Annotated in this window: 12 protein-coding genes and 1 pseudogene; 5 read left to right on the forward strand and 8 right to left on the reverse strand. The window is 49.3% G+C overall.

Annotation, left to right across the window (positions count from 1 at the left end):
- Positions 1–16: 16 nt before the first annotated feature.
- The 3 genes from IX84_RS08630 to mqnC form a co-directional block, all read right to left on the reverse strand.
- Positions 17–1,741 carry an AAA family ATPase gene (locus IX84_RS08630; protein ID WP_044218881.1) on the reverse strand — a complete coding sequence of 575 codons (1,725 nt, stop codon included), beginning with the start codon at positions 1,739–1,741 and terminating at the stop codon, positions 17–19.
- Positions 1,742–1,844: 103 nt separating this feature from the next.
- On the reverse strand, positions 1,845–2,684 hold the full coding sequence (locus IX84_RS08635) for a purine-nucleoside phosphorylase (protein ID WP_044218884.1): 840 nt from the start codon (positions 2,682–2,684) through the stop codon (positions 1,845–1,847).
- A 30-nt stretch (positions 2,685–2,714) separates the two neighbouring features.
- Positions 2,715–3,857: a cyclic dehypoxanthinyl futalosine synthase gene (gene mqnC, locus IX84_RS08640; protein WP_044218886.1), complete on the reverse strand. Its 1,143-nt coding sequence runs from the start codon at positions 3,855–3,857 to the stop codon at positions 2,715–2,717.
- A 278-nt stretch (positions 3,858–4,135) separates the two neighbouring features.
- Between mqnC and rimP the strand changes: the two genes are divergently transcribed.
- From rimP to infB, 3 genes are all read left to right on the forward strand, one after another.
- Positions 4,136–4,609 carry a ribosome assembly cofactor RimP gene (rimP, locus tag IX84_RS08645; RefSeq protein WP_044218889.1) on the forward strand — a complete coding sequence of 158 codons (474 nt, stop codon included), beginning with the start codon at positions 4,136–4,138 and terminating at the stop codon, positions 4,607–4,609.
- 51 nt (positions 4,610–4,660) lie between these two features.
- Complete coding sequence (gene nusA / locus IX84_RS08650) at positions 4,661–5,899, forward strand: transcription termination factor NusA (protein ID WP_044219181.1); 1,239 nt, start codon at positions 4,661–4,663, stop codon at positions 5,897–5,899.
- Positions 5,900–6,223: 324 nt separating this feature from the next.
- Positions 6,224–9,358 carry a translation initiation factor IF-2 gene (gene infB, locus IX84_RS08655; protein ID WP_044218892.1) on the forward strand — a complete coding sequence of 1,045 codons (3,135 nt, stop codon included), beginning with the start codon at positions 6,224–6,226 and terminating at the stop codon, positions 9,356–9,358.
- 95 nt (positions 9,359–9,453) lie between these two features.
- Here the strand turns inward: infB and IX84_RS08660 are convergent, their stop codons facing one another.
- The 4 genes and pseudogenes from IX84_RS08660 to rpsA all read right to left on the reverse strand — a co-directional run bounded on the left by IX84_RS08660 (position 9,454) and on the right by rpsA (position 15,009).
- Positions 9,454–9,972 carry a class IV adenylate cyclase gene (locus IX84_RS08660; protein WP_044218895.1) on the reverse strand — a complete coding sequence of 173 codons (519 nt, stop codon included), beginning with the start codon at positions 9,970–9,972 and terminating at the stop codon, positions 9,454–9,456.
- Positions 9,959–11,782 (reverse strand): CHAT domain-containing protein, encoded by a 1,824-nt coding sequence (locus IX84_RS08665; RefSeq protein ID WP_238578252.1) that lies wholly within the window; start codon positions 11,780–11,782, stop codon positions 9,959–9,961. Before IX84_RS08665 ends, IX84_RS08660 begins: the two co-directional genes overlap by 14 nt.
- Before the next feature lie 123 nt (positions 11,783–11,905).
- A pseudogene (locus IX84_RS34505) lies at positions 11,906–12,763 on the reverse strand (tetratricopeptide repeat protein); the annotation flags it as partial.
- Between the two features lie 158 nt (positions 12,764–12,921).
- The gene (rpsA, locus tag IX84_RS08670; protein WP_044218900.1) at positions 12,922–15,009 is read right to left on the reverse strand and encodes a 30S ribosomal protein S1; all 2,088 of its coding nucleotides are present in this window, start codon (positions 15,007–15,009) and stop codon (positions 12,922–12,924) included.
- A 412-nt stretch (positions 15,010–15,421) separates the two neighbouring features.
- Between rpsA and IX84_RS08675 the strand changes: the two genes are divergently transcribed.
- Both IX84_RS08675 and IX84_RS08680 read left to right on the forward strand, forming a co-directional pair.
- Positions 15,422–17,092 (forward strand): AMP-binding protein, encoded by a 1,671-nt coding sequence (locus tag IX84_RS08675; RefSeq protein ID WP_044218901.1) that lies wholly within the window; start codon positions 15,422–15,424, stop codon positions 17,090–17,092.
- Between the two features lie 65 nt (positions 17,093–17,157).
- Complete coding sequence (locus IX84_RS08680) at positions 17,158–17,580, forward strand: RidA family protein (protein ID WP_044218904.1); 423 nt, start codon at positions 17,158–17,160, stop codon at positions 17,578–17,580.
- Here IX84_RS08680 and IX84_RS08685 read toward each other — a convergent pair.
- Positions 17,577–18,647, reverse strand: a complete 1,071-nt coding sequence (locus IX84_RS08685) for a D-alanine--D-alanine ligase family protein (RefSeq protein WP_044218907.1) — start codon at positions 18,645–18,647, stop codon at positions 17,577–17,579. The genes IX84_RS08680 and IX84_RS08685 overlap by 4 nt on opposite strands.
- Positions 18,648–18,721: the final 74 nt, after the last annotated feature.

Below are 18,721 nucleotides of genomic sequence, written 5' to 3' on the forward strand. Positions count from 1 at the left end.
GTGGGATGCCTGTACCTTAGTTTGGTAGGCGCACCTCTTCCAGCAAAGCAACTTCATAGCCCACAACCACAAGAAGCCAGCCACAAAAGTCACCATGGCGGGTAATGTCTGGGTGAGCAAGATAGCGTTGCAATTGTGCACGGCCTTCTGCAGCCTTTTCTTCCAGGCCTGCTTGTTCCCTTTTTCGCAGGTATTTGAGCTCGATGAGGTGCTGCCGCTTCGGCTGCAAGATGGGGGGGCGGCGAAGGAGCGCAATATCGGCATAGCCCTGCCCTATGGCATACTCGCTGTAAACGGCATAGATTTCGGGAGGTACGAGCAGCGAGAGCAGCGCAACCTTTATGGCTTTCTCATCAAACCCACGGGCATCACGGTTGTCAAGGCGTTTTAGCACCAGCTCCAGTGATTCAGCCAGCGGCCTCATATCGTTTTCCAGGGCCAGGGTACTCACCCTTTGATTTACCCTCAGGTCGTCTACTTGTAGTTCGGTGCGCTGCAACAGTGACTGCTGGAAGAAATTATAGTAAAGACCCTTGATGACATGGTTGGGAATGCCAAAGTCTATAAAACCAAGTTCTGAACCTTTGATGGTGAGCAGGCCCATATAAAACAGCAGACTTGCAAAATCCGCTTTAGCCCAATGCCGCTCAAAGCTGAATATCCTGGTAATCTTCTCCTTTACAGTGCCTCCGCCCAAAATATCTTCAATTACTTCATAGTTGGCCACTTCGTTGCCAACGCGGAACATACGGCGCATTTTGCCATAGTCGCTCACGACATTGGCGTCGAGCAATTCCTCCGGGTACTCACCGTACTGCGCATAAGCGGAGGCAAAGTAGAGCACCATGTCAGGGTTGTACAGCTTTTCGTGAGTTTTATGGCTGAACCGGTAACCATTGTACCAAGTCTGTACATCAGCCATGATTTGATCCAGTTCATCATTAGACACACCCGCCATCTGGAGCAGCCCGCTCACCTCCCTTTCTGTGAAGCCCATGAAGGTGTGCATTTGGAGATCGAGGGTCAGGTCGGAGCCTATGTTGTAGCCGCTTGTCAGGCTATCGAGTGTAATGGGCGAAACACCGGTTATGAAGATGCGGTCAACAACGCCCGAGCCCGTACCCTGCTTGAGAATTTCGTAGAATTTGCGCACGAAGCCATTCTGGCTGACGATGGCCTCAAAATCATTGTAGTTAAATGCAATGATCTCATTCGTGAAGTGGTCGTACTCATCGATAAGGACAAAGAGTTTTTCCTCCGGGCAATGCGTAACTATCAGGCGGAAGGTTATGTTGAGGGCTTCACTGGCATTAGCAGCCTGGTCTAATGCCTGCAGTGCGCCGTTCGGGAAAGTGGCCGAATAGGGCGCCAGTGACTTCAGGATACTCTCCTTGACCTGATTGGTAAATATTTGAGGAAGATTATCGGTGGTGCCGGTAACTACACCACTGAAATCGAATTTTAGAACGATGTAAGCGTTGGCCTGGGGCGTAGGGTTTTGCCCGATATAGTACGGGCCAAACAACTGCTCAAACCGGTCTTTGTGCACCTTGCCATAGTAGTGCTCCATGACCGAAAGGGCCAGGCTTTTGCCAAAGCGGCGAGGGCGTAGAAATGAATGGTACCGGGTATTTAGTTCATCCAGATGCTCAATAAACTGTGTACGGTCAACATAGGTATACCCGTTGCTGGCAATTATGCTAAAATCGCTGACCCCATATGGAAATTTAACCTTAGCCATCGCACATCCGGTTTTGGGTGAAGATACAGAAAAACCAGTAATGGTAGCAGAGTGCAGATTCAGCCAGGCTCTCCGCTTTTTACGCTGCAGGGCTTGCTGCAGCCTACCCCTCCGGCAATAAATCCGGCATCAAACCCGACAAAATCTCCCGCATTTTGGGCTCTGCACCCTGTGCCACTGCAATGACCTCTTCAACGGTAGTTTCCGTGAGCTCTTCGATTGGGTAGCATTTGTTGGTCGCTACGGAGAGGACCAGGACGGGGAGGTTGGCATGCCGGGCCACCAGCACTTCCGGCACAGTAGACATGCCTACCATATCTGCGCCGACTACATGAGCGAATTTATACTCCGCCGGGGTCTCCAGGTTGGGGCCCTGCAGGCTGAGATAAACGCCTTCGTGAGCGCGGATGCCCAGGTTTTTGGCCACAGCGAGCCCTTTGGCATTCAGGCTGCGGTCGTAGGCGTTGAGCATATCAGGGAAGCGCGGGCCCAGGCGCTCGTCGTTTTCGCCCCGTAGTGGGTTCTCGGGGTGTAGGTTGATGTGGTCGCGGATGAAGACAATATCGCCCGCTTCAATACTGGCGTTGACACTACCTGCGGCATTGGAAATGACCAGGCGCTGAACGCCCATCGCTGCCATGACCCGCACCGGGAAAGTAATCTGTTTGGCGGTATAGCCCTCATAGTAATGGAAACGTCCCGCCATAGCCATCACCGGCATGCCCTTCAGGTGCCCAAAGACCAGTTTGCCTTTGTGACTCTGTACCGTGGAGACGGGAAAGTGAGGGATATCAGCATAGGCAATCTCTGCTTCGGTCTCGATATGGTCGACCAGATTGCTGAGGCCAGTGCCCAGAATGATGCCTACTTTGGGTAGTGTTACAGTTTTCCCTTTGATGAAAGAAACTGCTTCCTGTATTTGATCGAAAAGTGGTGTTGACATAAAAGTATTGGTGACTGAGATCAGAGCCCGTTAATCGACGATCATTTTCTCGTGGTCAAGCTCCTGTTGTACGATATTTTCCGGTAGTTCGATGTGCTCGTATTCCTGATTGCGCAGTTGCGGGATGTACCCGGCTTCGCGAATAGATTCCTGTATGCCATCAGCCGTAAAGCGGAAACGGGCGCCGGCAGCGGAGACCACATTTTCTTCAATCATGATAGAGCCAAAGTCGTTGGCACCGGCGTGGAGGCAGAGCTGTGCCACCTGCTTGCCTACTGTCAGCCAGGAAGCCTGAATGTTCGTGATATTAGGCAGCATGATGCGGCTCATGGCAATCATGCGCACATACTCATCGCCTGTGCAGGTATTGCGTGCCCGCTTGAGCCGCTTGAGAATGGTATCCTCATCCTGAAAGGGCCAGGGAATGAAGGCGATAAAGCCCTTGGCACCTTCTGGTTTCATGGCCTGCACTTCGCGGATGCGCACCAGGTGGTCCATACGTTCCCAGTTGGTTTCGATATGGCCGAACATCATCGTGGCAGAGGTGGTCAGCCCGACGTTGTGGGCCGCGTGCATGATATCGAGCCATTCCTGCCCGCCACATTTACCTTTGGAGATGAGGCGGCGTACCCGGTCGGCGAGTATTTCAGCCCCGGCTCCCGGCAGCGAGTCCATCCCGGCATCTTTCAGCGCTTGCAGCACTTCGGTATGCGTACTACCTTCCAGTTTGGTAATGTGGGCAATTTCGGGCGGCCCGAGGGCATGGAGCTTGAGGTCAGGGTACAACGCTTTGAGCTGCCGGAACAAGTCGACGTAGAAGGCCAGCCCAAGGTCAGGGTGGTGCCCGCCCTGCAACAGCAACTGACGGCCGCCGTAGGCATAGAGCTCGTCTATCTTTTTTTGGTACTCCTCAATGCTTGTCGTGTAGGACTCTTCGTGCCCGGGGCGCCGGTAGAAATTGCAGAATTTGCAATTGGCGATACAAACGTTGGTGGTGTTTGAGTTGCGGTCAATAATCCAGGTCACTTTATTGTGCGGCACATGCTGCTTGCGCAGTTTGTGGGCTACATGCATAAGCTCAGCAGTGGAGGCATTTTCAAAAAGAAATACCCCTTCCTCGGTGGAGAGGTGCTCAAGGTGGAGTGCCCGGTGCAGCAGTTCGTCGACTTTCATAGTGGTCTTTTTCCTTGCGTCAATAATTATTGATCCAACAAATATAGTACAGGCTGGTTTGGCCGGGGCCACAATCCGTTCAAAAATAACTGAAAGACCAAGGATGGCACAAAAAAACGTTCGTATTGCCATCAAATATGCCGCAGTGTGTTGCTTTTCAGTGAATAAGGCTGTATATTTGCGAAACAAGACAGCAAAACTCGGAAGAGGGAACGCCAAAACGTTCCCTCTTTTTGTTGCAGTTGCTTAAAAGAGAGCTAAAAAAACGCTGAGATCCTGTGGTAGAAGATAAAATTGCCGCCCTGCTGGAAGAGAAATTCCGTGAAGATGCTTTTGCCGATTGCTTTCTGGTTGACCTGAAACTGCATGCGCACAATAAGCTTGATGTGTTCCTGGACAGTGATTTTGGGATCACCTTCGAAAAGTGCCATAAAATCAGCCGTTATCTGGAGCAATACCTGGATGAAGAGCAATGGCTGGGCGAAAAGTATGTGCTCGAGGTGTCTTCGCCCGGTATCTCCCGCCCGCTGATAATGCAGCGGCAGTATCCGCGCAACATAGGCCGCAAAGTCGAAGTCAAACTCAACGATGGCGATAAGCGCACGGGTACGCTCCTGGAAGTGGAAGAAGACCATATCGTGCTGGAAGAGAAAGTACGGGTACAGGAAGGTAAGCGCAAAAAGACGGAGGTGGTGGAGACTGAAATCTCTTTTAGCAGTATCGAGCATACGAAAGTGAAAATTACATTTTAAAAATTAGAGCAGGTGGTCAGGCAGGCTGCCTTCAAATAGCATTGAACCATGATGAATCTGGTGGAAACCTTCTCGGACTTTAAAACCGGGAAGAATATAGATCGCCCTACAATGGTCCGTGTACTGGAAGACGTTTTCCGGACACTCATCCGTAAGAAATTTGGTACAGATGAGAACTTCGACGTCATCGTGAACACCACCAAGGGTGACCTGGAGCTTTGGCGTGTACGTGAGATTGTTCCTGATGGCGAGGTGACGGATGACCGTAGTCAGATTTCTATCTCTGAAGCCCTTTCTATTGATGAGGACTACGAGATTGGAGAAGAGTGTTATGAACAATTGCACCTGGAGGACTTTGGCCGCCGGGCAATTATGGCTGCCCGTCAGACGCTGATTTCCCGCATTATGGAGCTGGAGAAAGACGAAATCTACCGCAGCTATAGTGAGCGTATTGGCGAAGTTGTGGTTGGTGAGGTGCATCAGATTCTGAAGCGGGAGTTCCTGGTTTTAGATGATGCTACCGGCAATGAGCTGGTGCTTCCCCGCACCGAGACCATCCGCGGTGACTTTTTCCGTAAGGGAGATATGGTGCGCGGCGTCATCAAAGCGGTGGAAATGCGCAACAACAACCCGGCTGTGATTATGTCCCGCACGGATGCGCTGTTCCTTGAGAAACTCCTGGAGCAGGAAGTACCTGAAATAGAGGACGGCCTGATTACCATCCGCCGTATTGAGCGTATCCCTGGCGACCGTGCGAAGGTAGCGGTGGAGTCTTACGATGACCGTATTGATCCGGTGGGCGCCTGCGTAGGTATGAAAGGTTCCCGTATTCACGGCATTGTACGCGAACTGCGCAATGAAAACATCGACATCGTCAACTTCACCAATAACGAGACGCTGTTCATTCAGCGTGCTCTGACGCCGGCTAAGATCACGAGAATTGACCTGAACCAGGAAACCAAGCGGGCGGAGGTCTTTTTGGAGCCCGATCAGGTCTCTCTGGCGATTGGTAAAGGCGGTACAAATATTAAACTGGCCAGCCGCCTGGTGGGCTACGAGATTGATGTTTATCGCAATCAGGTTGAAGAAATTGAGATCGACGATGTCGATTTGGAAGAATTTACTGACGAGATCGATGGCTGGGTAATTGAGTCCCTGAAAGCCATTGGCTGTGATACCGCCCGTTCAGTATTGGAGCTTAGCAAAGATGAGTTGCTGCGCCGTACTGACCTTGAAGAAGAGACCGTGGCAGAAGTACTGGGCATTCTTGCAGCAGAATTTGAAGATTAATTAAGGAATTTGGGAACTCGTGCGCCGCTTTTGGCGTTCGGGTTTTGTGAAAAGCGGCATAAAAGCCTTCAGCCTGAAGGCTTTTTGCTGTTTTACCGTGTAGATTTTTACAGATTAGAGGTTAATCCTCTTATCTTTGCGGTCAGATCAGGCTCTTCTAATTGAGAAAGCCCTCTTACTAAGCCTGATTATTGTAGCGTAGGTTGAAAGCTTTTGGTATGTTACTTTCTATTTTATTCATCCAAAAAAGATAGTAAGATATGTAAAGGAAAAGAGAAGCTCTTGCCTATCTGCAGACGTTGCAAAAAGTACTAAAACTTTATAATGGCGAAACGTTTAGTTAAGATAGCTAAAGAATTAAATGTTGGGACCTCTACCATAGTAGAGCACCTTACTAACAATGGGTTCGAGATCGAGAACAAGCCTACCGCTAAGATCTCGGACGAAATGTATACTGAGCTCCTCAAGGAATTCCAAAAGTCTATCGCTATCAAGGAAAAAGCTGATCAATTAGTGATTGGCAATCGCCCCTCCGCAGAAGAACCTGAAAAAGGGGAACACAAAATGCCGGAAAGGTCTGCTTCCAAACCCAGGGAAGAGGTTAAAAAACCGGCTGCGAAAGTGCCGCCTCCCACTGAGAAGACGACTCCCGCTACAGAAAAACCTGCTGCTCCAAAACCTGCTGCTCCTGAAAAAGCTGCTCCATCGCCTGAAGTCAAAGCGAAGCCAGAAGAGGAAAAAACAGAACAGCCTGCTGAAAGGAGAACAGGGTTGAAGGTATTAGGCAAAATTGACCTGGACGCTTCCAATAAAGGCCGCAAACAGCCTGCGGAGCAGCCAAAGGAACAAAAAACAGAAACGCCGCCCAAAGCGGAATCTGAAAAAGCAGAAAAGGAAGAACCTGTAACGCCCAAAACGGAGGCACCACCTGCCAAACCGGAGCCTGCAGAAGAAAAACCAGCTGCAAAGAAAGACGCTCCGGAACCTAAGGAAGAAGTTAAAGCTCCTGAAAAAGAGGAGTCTAAAACAGAGGCTCCCAAGCCTGAGGCTACTCCGGCAGCAAAAGGGGACGTGCCATCTACACCTGATAAGGCAGACGACGCACCAGAACAGGCACAGGCAGCAAGCTCAGACGAAAAGTCCAAGCCAACCGCAGCGGAGGCTCCAACCGGCGGCAAGGAGGCAGGGTCTTCTGATAAAGCAACCGAAACTGGCGATGCGGCAGCTTCACAGCCTACGGGCGTGGTCAAAGCAGAAGCTCCAGAACTTCGAGGCCTCAAAATTCTGGGTAAAATCGATGTAGATAAAGTCGATCGGTCCAGCCGTAAGAAAAAGAAGAAAGAGGAACCAAAGAAAGAAGGGGCCACCGGGGCTTCAAATGATGAGCCGCGCAAAAAACGCAGGAGAAAGCGCAAAAAAGTCGCTGCTCCTTCTGATAGTGGTTCAGGAAAGTCCGGAACGGCTAAGGGCAGAAGCCGCAGTACCGCCAAGCGGGGCCGTAAGAAGGACGATGAAGTTAAGGAGGTCTCCCAAAAAGAAATTGAGGATAAAATCAAGGCTACCATGGCCCGGATTTCCGGGGGTGGCACTAAGCGTAAACGCCAAAAGCTGCGCCGTGATAACCGTGAACGCCTAAGAGAGCGTCAGGAAGAGCGCGAGCAGGAAATGGAGAGCAAGTTCCTGGAAGTCACAGAGTTTATCTCCGTTCAGGAACTCGCCAATATGATGGATGTTGCCGTCACGGATGTCATCACTACTTGTATGAACCTTGGCGTGATCGTCTCCATCAATCAGCGCCTTGATGCGGAAATTATCGAGTTGGTCACCGAAGAGTTTGGCCACGAAGTGAAGTTCATCAATGCCGGGGAAGAAGATGAAGAAGAAGAAGAAATCATCGATGACCCGGAAGATTTGGAGCCTCGCGCACCAATCGTAACCGTTATGGGGCACGTTGACCACGGTAAGACATCTTTGCTTGACTATATCCGACAGGAGAAAGTGGCTGATGATGAGGCCGGAGGTATCACACAGCACATCGGTGCCTACGAAGTAGTCCTCGGTGAAGAAGATGATATCACTAAAAAGATTACTTTCCTGGATACACCTGGTCACGAAGCCTTTACGGCCATGCGTGCCCGTGGTGCCAAAGTAACGGATATTGCGGTGATTATTATCGCTGCAGATGACAATATCATGCCTCAAACCAAAGAGGCTATCAGCCACGCACAGGCGGCAGGTGTTCCAATGGTATTCGCCATTAATAAGGTGGATAAGCCGGGGGCACAGCCCGAACGGATCAAGCAAGAGCTGGCTTCCATGGACTTCCTGGTGGAAGAATGGGGCGGTAAATATCAGTCTCAGGATATCTCAGCGAAGACCGGGCAGGGTATTGACGAATTGCTGGAGAAAATCCTGCTCGAAGCAGAACTGCTCGAGCTTCAGGCTAATCCTGACCGTGAAGCGGTGGGTGCGGTTATTGAAGCTTCTCTTGACAAAGGGCGGGGCTATGTCACCAAAATACTGGTACAGACAGGTACGCTCAAGATTGGTGACCCAATGGTTGCTGGTGAGCACTCAGGTAAGGTGAAAGCGATGTTCAATGAGCGCGGAAAGCGCGTGGATGAAGCTGGGCCTTCCAGCCCTGTCCTGGTGTTAGGTCTGGGCGGAGCACCACAGGCTGGTGAGCGTTTCCGGGTGATGGAAAATGAGCAGGAAGCACGAATACTGGCCACCAAGCGGGCTCAGATTTCGAGAGAACAAGCCAACCGTGCTACGAAGCGTATCAGCCTTGATGAAATCGGGCGCCGACTTGCACTGGGCAACTTTAAAGAACTGAACCTGATTGTTAAGGGTGATGTGGATGGCTCTGTAGAGGCACTATCAGATTCCCTAATCAAACAGTCTATCGAGTCCATTCAGGTGAATGTGATCCACAAAGCTGTAGGTCAGATCATTGAATCTGATGTACTGCTGGCTTCTGCTTCTGATGCCATTATTATTGGTTTCCAGGTTCGTCCTTCTATGGGAGCCCGGAAGCTGGCGGAACGGGAAGGTGTGGAAATCAATACCTACTCCATTATCTACGAAGCAATCGAGGAAGTCCGTGCTGCTATCGAAGGCATGCTTGAACCAACCAAAGAGGAGAAGATTACTGCTCAGGTTGAGGTTCGCGAAACCTTCAAAATCAGTAAAGTGGGCACCGTTGCCGGCTGTTTCGTACAGGAAGGCAAAATCAACCGCAACTCACTGATCCGGATTATCCGTGATGGCATTGTGACCTATCCGGTGAAAGAGGGTCAAACGGCTGAGCTTTCTTCCCTCAAGCGTTATAAGGATGACGTTCGGGAGGTGAAGTCTGGCATGGAGTGTGGTTTGTCGGTCAGGAACTACAATGACATCAAAGTAGGCGATATTATTGAAGCTTATGAGATCGTAGAAATTAAGCAGACACTGGATTAAATCCGGATTTGATTTAGACATACAAAAGGCGCCTTCCGCAGATTTGCAGAAGGCGCCTTTCTTATTACGCATCACACACAGGTGCCACTTGGACATTATTGCTGTGCGATCATCATATCACTGTAGGATACTTCAATGAGGTCTTCAGACTTTATTTTGAAGAGGTCCAGGTAATACTGGCATTGCTCCCGGAGTTTTTCCTCTCCGATGTCGCCGTCCCTGTCAATTGCTTCAATCTCTACAAAGGAGCCCAGATTTTCCACCTCATCCACGTGGAATTTTACATTTTCGATAAAGTAAATAGACCGGCGTTTGGTAACTACTGCGAGTATAGGCAGTGCATTTTGCAACACTTCTTTTAGTTCCACTCCGCCTTCTGTTTTGTACATAGAGATATCCGACCGTTTAGGGCCGGCCTGATTGTCGCGAAAATAGTGGATCAATGCATTTTCAATATTGCCCTGCCGAAGTTTCAGGCGGCCTTTGTCGACTTTGAAATAGGTATCCTTTTGTTTGTCGGTACCAAGAAACTCTGCTTGTTGAGCAGCGAGCAGCGCGTGTATCTCTGCCGGATTTTGGGAACGGGCTTTGATTTCTACATTAATTCTTTGCATGGGCTTTATGTCTTTTCGATCTGATTAAACCGCCCAAAATTACGAATAGCACCAATAGAAACAGGCATATCCACCATATAAAATATCCTGAAGAAAGCTGAAGTGGTGCCATATCTCCCTGAGCGACATAGCCAGCCCAGAAAAAAGGGTGGGCCCCTCTGCCTGTTGCCTCATGCAGGTAATCCAGTTTAGCGTTGCGCAGGGCTGCATCCTTGGTTTTTCCGGAGTGGAGATGTTTGTAGAAACTATTCATCAGGGTAGCGGAGGCCTGATCGCTCACGCGCCAAAGGGTGGTGATAAGGCTCCTGGCACCGGCCTTTGAGAAAGCCTGAGAAAGGCTAATCACTCCTTCGCCCTTTGATAGCTCTCCCAGCCCGGTCTCACAGGCACTCAGGACGACCATGTCAGCGGAAAGGTTCATAAGGTAGAGCTCACTGGCATACAGGCGGTTGCTCGTAGTGGTATCATCAGATACTTCTGTGAAACAGAGGTAAGAGTAATCGCCCTTTTTGTCATTGGCTTTGGCGTGCGTAGCTAAATGAAGGGCCTTATAATAGCTTGCATTCTCCAGAAAAGCCTCTCTGGTCGCAGCTTCTCCTTCAAATTTTCGGACTAAAAAAAAATCGGATATTTGGCGGACTTCATCTTGGTTGGCCAGTAAAGGGCCAAATTCGCCTCTCCGGTTCGCCACGGTTTCAGGGATAGCCGGGCTGTCCCTGAAGGAAGGCGCAAACCCCAGAACGGCTGCCCGTTTGTGCCGTTTGCCCTGCGGCTTTTTGGTAAAGTCATACGGAGAGTACGCATAACTGATCTGATGGTCCTGGATAAGGTAGGGGTAATCCTGAAAAGGGGTTTCCGGTACAGGCTTCTCCCGCAGTAGGACATCAAATGGGATATAAGCCACACAATTGTCCGGAACAATCAATAACCGTTGCGGAAGCAGGCTGTCTACAGGCTGCAACAGCTTTTTATACAGCCAGTGCGCGCTGCTTGTATATTGCTCCACCAAATCATCAGAAGGGTGCAGAGCCCATTCGTACAAGGCATCCCGCATCTTGCTAACCTGCCCGGAAAGCCCCTCGGGGATTTTCGTGTTGTAGAGCACGATATCCTCTCCGTCCAGTAAAAACAAAAAGACATACTGGTAGCCAATGAAGTACTGTACCATCGCCCGGTTGTCCTCCCTGAGCTGCTTTTGCACAAGTTTAGGCTCAGGTGGTTCTGGTATGTCCCACATTTGCTGCATGGTTGGAAAGGCCTGCTCCAGGCTATCCAAAAACCTCAGGTATTCGTTTTTGGCCTGTAGGGAGGAGTCTGCAAGGGCGGAGGAAGCATTTCCGGCCTCCTGTTGTTCATAAAGCCGGTTCTCCAGGGAGACATAGCGCTTCCGCAAATCATACCGACGTTGCAGAAGGCGCGCCGGGAAGATTTGTTCGGTGGCAGCGTTCTGAGCTGCCTCCCGCACATGTATAGCTTTGCCGCGCCCGGCTACCCTGAAGGCATCCTCAAGGTATTCAGCGTCCTGGGTCTCTTCATACAATTTGTAGCGCACATAAATAGCCTCTTCATACATGTAGTAAAACCGGTCGATAAAGTACCGGGCTGAGGTCGGGCTGAGGTTTTTGCTCATGTATTCAAGCAGATCAAGATACTGCTCCTGATAGTCATAGGAGGCGCGAAGGTTGTCAAGGGTGCCGCCATCGGCATAGTGGTATTGCTCGTTTTGGGCTAGGAAGTAGAAAGTTGATATTAGTCTGTCAGCTTGCTTGACGTTGTCATATGGGAAAGGACCATTGGAATAGAATTTCAATGCCCTCAAAATTTTATCTAGATATAGCTTTGACTTTTCATATTGACCTAGCCAAGAATATGATGTGGCAATATTTGTCAAAATATAGGTAGAGTCGCCAGGGAAAGGATGCTGTTCAATAATCTGCAGGGCTTCCTCGTATGAGTTAATAGCCTCTTTTAGCTGACCGTCATAATAATAAATATTGCCAAGACGGATTTTAACAGTCGCTTTATCAGATAATGGATATCTGTTCGGGTTTTTTCGAATTATCTCTTGAAGACCTTGAACCAATTTGATTGCGGACTTTCGTTCTCCTATTCTTTCATAATATTTAGCTTTTTCAAGAGTATAGCTTAGATAGCATTCCTTATGTGGGGCGTTGCAGTACTCTCCAGCCTTATCTATGTTTTTCTTGGCATCTTCAATTTTACGCCGTGCAAAGTTTATTTTTGATAGTAAGCAGAATGCTTTGCCCATTTGGGATTCATAATCATCAAGCTTGGAATTGCTTAATAAGTGAAGAGAAAGGTTTGTATAGTATAAACTTTTGTCAATATTCGAATTTTTAAGGTATAAGTTTGCTAAGTTAATTATTACCTGGATCTGATCCTCTTTTGAGTAGTCATTTGGGTACTTTTGAGAAAGTGAAATAAATAGCTCGCCTGTTTGGATAGCCTTAGCTTGGGTTTTAAAATCAGTGAGGCTTGTATTGACCCATCTTAAAGTATAAGAAAGTTTTGTCGGGTGATTTTTGGATAAATCATCTAGTTGAGGCAGGAAAAACTTTTCGATATGATCTAGTAGCGCTAAAGGGTTATTGCCTTCTTCGTAACATCTTTTTATGTCTAAGCCATAGTCGTATATTTTATCTTTAGCAAGTTTCGTGTGAATCGGATAGATTGATGCTAATTGATTTACTTCGTTTTGAGCAAATAGCTCTAGTGTGGATAGAAATGCCGCTAGAGCAATTACAAATGACTTCTTGCCTTTAACTCTCATATTACCAGAGATTTAGAAGTTTTCGCATTTTGTATTAACGTTCAATTGACTGTGAAACGCAAACAATTGAAAATACAAATTTTTGCAATAAAAAAAAGACCCACAACCCAAAGGGTTGCAGGTCTTTATCTGCTTCAGCGTTAAATGACGCGCTTTACCTACTTGTCATCGTCGCTATTATTGTCAGTATCGTTGTCCTCAAGCTGATCTTTCAGCTGGCTGAACACGTCGAGGTCACCCAGTGTGGATTTCTCAACAGTAGACTGCTGCTTCTTGACCGCCTGCCGGGTCTGCTTGCGCTCTTCCTGCTTTTCTTTGCGCACCTCATCCTTCGCTTCGCGGCGGATGTCATCAAGGTAGCGCATGTGAGAAACGAGGATACGCTTGTCATCACGGTTGAACTCGATTACTTTTACCGTCAGGGTTTCGTCTACCTCTGCAAGCTGACCGTCTTCTTTACGGATGTGCTTGATCGGCGCGAAAGCTTCCAGTCCGTATGGCATCTGAACAATAGCGCCCCGGTCGTCGCGGCGAACAATCGTTCCCTCGTGGTAAGAGCCTACCGGGAATACATTTTCGAAAGTATCCCATGGGTTCTCTTCCAGCTGTTTGTGGCCGAGTGAGAGTTTACGGTTGTCCTTGTCGATTTCGAGGATCATGATGTCGATGTTCTCGCCCACTTTCGTAAACTCAGATGGGTGAGAGAATCGCTTGGTCCAGGACAGATCAGAAATATGGATCATACCACCGATGCCCTCTTCAAGCTCAACGAATACGCCATAAGGGGTGAGATTTTTCACTTCACCAGTGTGGCGGCTGCCCTCGGGGAAATTGTTTTCAATCTCGCTCCATGGATCCTTAGACAATTGCTTGATAGAAAGAGACATCTTGCGGTCATCCCGGTCAATGGTTACAATCTTTGCATCGTACTCCTGATTGAGCTTGAAGTACTCCCGTGCGTTGATTGGCTGATTGCTCCAGCTCACCTCAGATACGTGGATCAGTCCCTCTACACCGGGCTGAATCTCAAGGAATGCACCGTAGTCTTCGATATTGACGATCTTACCTTTGACAACAGAATTTTCATCGATTTCTGCTGATAGGACCTCCCACGGATGCGGCTGCAACTGCTTCAGACCCAGAGAAATCCGTTTCTTGTTCTCGTCAAAGTCGAGCACCACCACGTTGATTTTCTGGTTGAGCGACAGCACCTCACTTGGGTGGCTGATACGGCCCCAGGAAATATCAGTGATGTACAGCAGACCGTCTACGCCACCCAGGTCGAGGAACGCACCGAAGTCTGTGATGTTCTTCACGAGGCCTTCGAGTACCTGACCTTTTTCGAGGCTGGCAATGATGGCTTCACGCTGCTCTGCGAGATCGCTCTCGATGAGTGCTTTGTGAGAAACCACAGCATTTTTGATCTGCTCGTTGATCTTGACCACTTTGAATTCCATGGTCTTGCCAACGTATGAATCGTAATCGATGATTGGCTTGATGTCAATTTGAGAACCAGGAAGGAAGGTTTCCAGCCCACTGCAGTCTACAATGAGACCACCTTTAGTTTTGCTGATAACAGTGCCTTTGATGACAGTACCATTCTCGTAGGAATCGACGATATTTTCCCAGGCGCGCAGCAGTTTTGCTTTGCGGCGGGAAAGGACCAGCTGTCCGCGGGCGTCCTCCTGCTGTTCTACGTACACGTCGATTTGGTCGCCAGGGGCGAGATCTGGCGTATCGCGGAACTCAGAGGTAGGAACGAGACCATCCGACTTGAAGCCGATGTCCAGTACCACATCACCATCGCTGATAGCGGTTATCTTACCTTTAACGATTTCGTTTTCCAGTACGGAGGTCAGCGTTTCCTCATACTGGCTCGTCAGCTCTTTGCGCTCCGCCTCAGTATAAGCAAGACCGGAACGGCGGTCAGCAGACCAGTCGAAGTCGTCATGTGCAGTTTCTGCAATAACGGGCTCTTCCTCATCTTCTTCTTCCTCCTCCTCATCTTCGTCTTCGTCTTCGTCTTCGTCGCTCTCGTCCTCCGCTTCATCATCATCAGCTTCGGCTACAGGAACAACTTCATCTTCTGTAGCTTCTTCTGTTTCGGCTGACTCTTCTTCAGCAGCAGGGGCTGTTTCTTCCTGCTTTTCTTCTTCTTTTTTTGCAGCGGGAGTGGTCTCCTCAGGCTGCTCAGCGGGCGTTTGTTCTTGCCCTTCTTCTTTTTCGAGATCTTTGTCGTCTAGCATTGAAAGAATGCTTTTTAGTTAAAAAATAGGATGAATAATGGGGCGGTTAAGTCTTTTAAAGTTTCACCATCCCCATAAAGCGGGGCAAAGGTACTGTAATTTATCAGGAAATGAAAATAAAAAGCCTTGTAAGTTAAGAACTTATGCAAGGTAGTTTGGGAAGGGAACAAACGCAGGCTTTATTTGTCCTGAAAGGGAGTTGCCCATCATAAATGAGCCATTGTCTGAAAAGTGCGTACAAATTGCTTATTTTAGGCACTCCTGAAGTACAGCAACTAGTGCGACTAGACCGAATTATTTGATAGTACTTTCATGCTCAAGCCTTATGTAGTGCCTGGTCTTTAACTGTCAAATATTTACGGCTCAATCCACTAGCATAACCAAAACGTAAAAAACCAGAGTACAAAAGATTATGAGTGACCAAAGGCCGTGGCTGAAGAATTACCCCAGCGGTGTTCCTGCCAATATCAATCCTGATGAATATTCCACATTGGTGGATATGTTTGAAGATACCTTTAAGAAGTTTAGTCGCCGGGTAGCGTTTTCCTGCATGGGCAAAGAATTGTCTTTCGCAGATATTGACAAACACTCCAAAGCATTTGGCGCCTATCTGCATTCCCGGGGTTTGGAACCGGGGGATAAAATCGCCCTCATGATGCCCAATCTTCTGCAGTACCCTATCGCGCTTTTTGGTGCACTTCGGGCGGGGCTGATCGTTGTCAATACCAATCCGCTTTATACTCCCAGAGAAATGCGGCATCAGTTTACGGATTCGGGAGCGAAGGCGATTGTAATTGCCGAAAACTTTGCCTCTAACCTGGAGAAAATCATCGGCGATACCAACATCACTACGGTTATCACTACGAGCATTGGAGAGATGCTGGGCTTCCCTAAAAAGCACATCGTCAATTTCGTAGTCCGTAACATCAAAAAAATGGTGCCGGCCTTCCATATTCCGAACACCGTTAGTTTTTCGGATGCGCTAAAGCAAGGCAAACGGTTTACCCTCAAAGCACATAATGGTAATGCCGATGATGTGATCCTGCTGCAGTATACCGGGGGAACGACTGGCGTGGCTAAGGGGGCAATGCTGACCAACCGCAACCTCATTGCCAACATGCAGCAGATTCGTGCCTGGATGATGCCATTCCTGAAAGAGGGAGAGGAGGTGGCGCTCAATCCGCTGCCGATGTACCACATCTTTGCCTTTTCGGTTAATTGCCTGGCTCTAATGAGTATTGGTACCACTAATGTGCTCGTGACAAACGCCAGAGACCTTCCTTCTGTCATCAAAGCCATGAAGGACTATCCTGTCACGCTCGTTACAGGGGTAAATACGCTCTTTAATGCGCTGATCAACCATAAAGATTTTAGCTCCGTAGATTTCAGCAGCCTCAAGGTTACCGTTGGTGGTGGAATGGCGGTGCAGCGCTCCGTGGCAGAGGCCTGGCAAAAGGTGACCGGCTGCCAGCTCTCCGAGGGCTATGGCATGACCGAATCCTCACCGGTAGTAAGTGTGAACCCACTCGATAACACCGGTCGGATCGGGACCATTGGCTTGCCAGTGTCTTCTACTGATGTCCGCATCGTGGATCAGCAGGGCAATGTGCTGGGCTATAATCAGCCTGGTGAGTTGCAGGTTAAGGGGCCACAGGTCATGAAAGGCTACTACAACCGGCCAGATGAAACCAATAAAACACTTGTGGACGGATGGCTGTGCACCGGGGACATCGCAATGCTCGATGAGGATGGATTCATGCAGATCGTAGACCGCCAAAAGGATATGATCCTGGTATCAGGCTTCAATGTATATCCGAATGAAGTGGAAGAAGTGGTGGCTTCTCACCCTAAAGTTCTGGAATGTGCCGCAGTGGGCGTGCCGGATGAGAAATCTGGCGAAGTGGTCAAGGTTTTTGTCGTCCGTAAAGACAATAGCCTTAAGGAAAAAGAACTGATCGAATACTGCCGGGGTGAGCTGACAGGTTATAAAGTACCTAAACAGGTGGTGTTCCGCAAAGAGTTGCCGAAAACCAACGTAGGCAAAATCCTGAGGCGCGAACTGAGGGACGAAGCAAAGAAATAATAAAAACGCAGACAGCCCGGTCCGCTTCACGGCAAGGCCGGGCTGTTTTTCCAAATACACAAAGCATGGCTTCCGAAAAATTTGATGCAGGCAGTGCGCCCAAGCCGGTAGGGCTCTATCCGCACGCACGGCGGGCTGGTAATCTGCTGTTTCTGTCAGGGATAGGCCCCAGGGACCCGAAGACAGATGGTGTGCCGGGGTTGGAGCGCTCCACAAGCGGTAACTATACCCGGTTTGATTTTGAAGCGCAGTGCCATTCTGTATTTCAGAATGTCCGGCGGGTGTTGGAAGACAGCGGCGCTAAGTGGGAAGACCTCGTGGATGTAACGGTTTTTCTCACGGACATGAAGCGGGATTTTCACACCTACAACCGGGTATACGCCGAGTACTTCAAAGACCATCAGCCCTGCCGTACTACAGTGGGCATAGACAGCCTGCCAACGCCTATTGCTATCGAACTGAAATGCATTGCGGTGGTGGATGGCTAAGGCCGGAAGTCTGTTTTCAGGGCTTTACGCCTTTGATACCGTTGCTGGGCAAACGCCAGCAATCGCTCTATCAGATCTGAGTAGCTAAGCCCCGCCGCTTCCCACAGCTGAGGGTACATGCTGATATCCGTAAACCCAGGCAGCGTGTTGACTTCATTGACGTAAATGTCCCCTTCGGGCGTCAGGAACATATCTACGCGCGCCATCACTTCACATTCCAAGGCCTTAAAAGCGCTCAATGCAATGGCTTGAAGGCGCGGCAGCTCTTCCGGTCTGACTTCCGTGGGGATCAGCAGTTTTGCCGTGTCGGGATCTTCATATTTGGCATCAAAGGAATATTCTTCGGGAGTGACGATTTCGCCAACCTCGGTAGCTTCAGGGGTTTCGTTGCCAAGAACTGCGCATTCGACCTCCCTGCCCTTAATCATTTCTTCAATCAGGACTTTTTGGTCGTAAAGTAACGCATCTGCCACCGCGGCATTAAACTGCTCCGCCCGGCTCACTTTGTGCACGCCTACGGAAGACCCCATATTGGCGGGCTTAACAAAAACCGGGCTGCCCAGCTTGTTGGTGACTTGTTCGTAGGTCCACTGCCGGGCATACCCTTTGCGGATGACAATATCCTGTGCCACTTTAATACCTGCCTGCCGGAGTAGCCGTTTCGCCACATCTTTGTCCATCGATACAGCAGAGCCGAGTACGTCCGGTCCTACAAACGGGAGGTCGATGGTGCGGAGCAAGCCCTGTAGTACCCCATCTTCACCTGTAGGCCCGTGCACGATCATAAAAGCAGCATCAGGCTGAGGCAAAAGGGTCTGATGCGTATCCAAACGCAGGAACTGCCCGGTGCTTTTACCTGGGATAATGGCCAGCTCAGGCCCGGTTTCTCCAACAAAGCGCCCCAGGCTGCCTTCTTCCTGCAGCCGCCACCGCCCTGCTCTGTCAATCCCAATAAGCACAACTTGAAAACGGTCCCGGCGGATTGCAGCCAATATATTTTTTGCGGAACGGACAGATATTTCGTGTTCCGGGGATTGCCCCCCGCAGATAACAGCTATGGTCTTCACAGGTTGATTGATTTTAGGGTGGCAAGATAGGATAAGCCTGCTTTTGAGCGAAAAATTGTAAGTTTATTCTTTGA

This window comes from Phaeodactylibacter xiamenensis, from assembly GCF_000759025.1.
Lineage (GTDB): Bacteria > Bacteroidota > Bacteroidia > Chitinophagales > Saprospiraceae > Phaeodactylibacter > Phaeodactylibacter xiamenensis.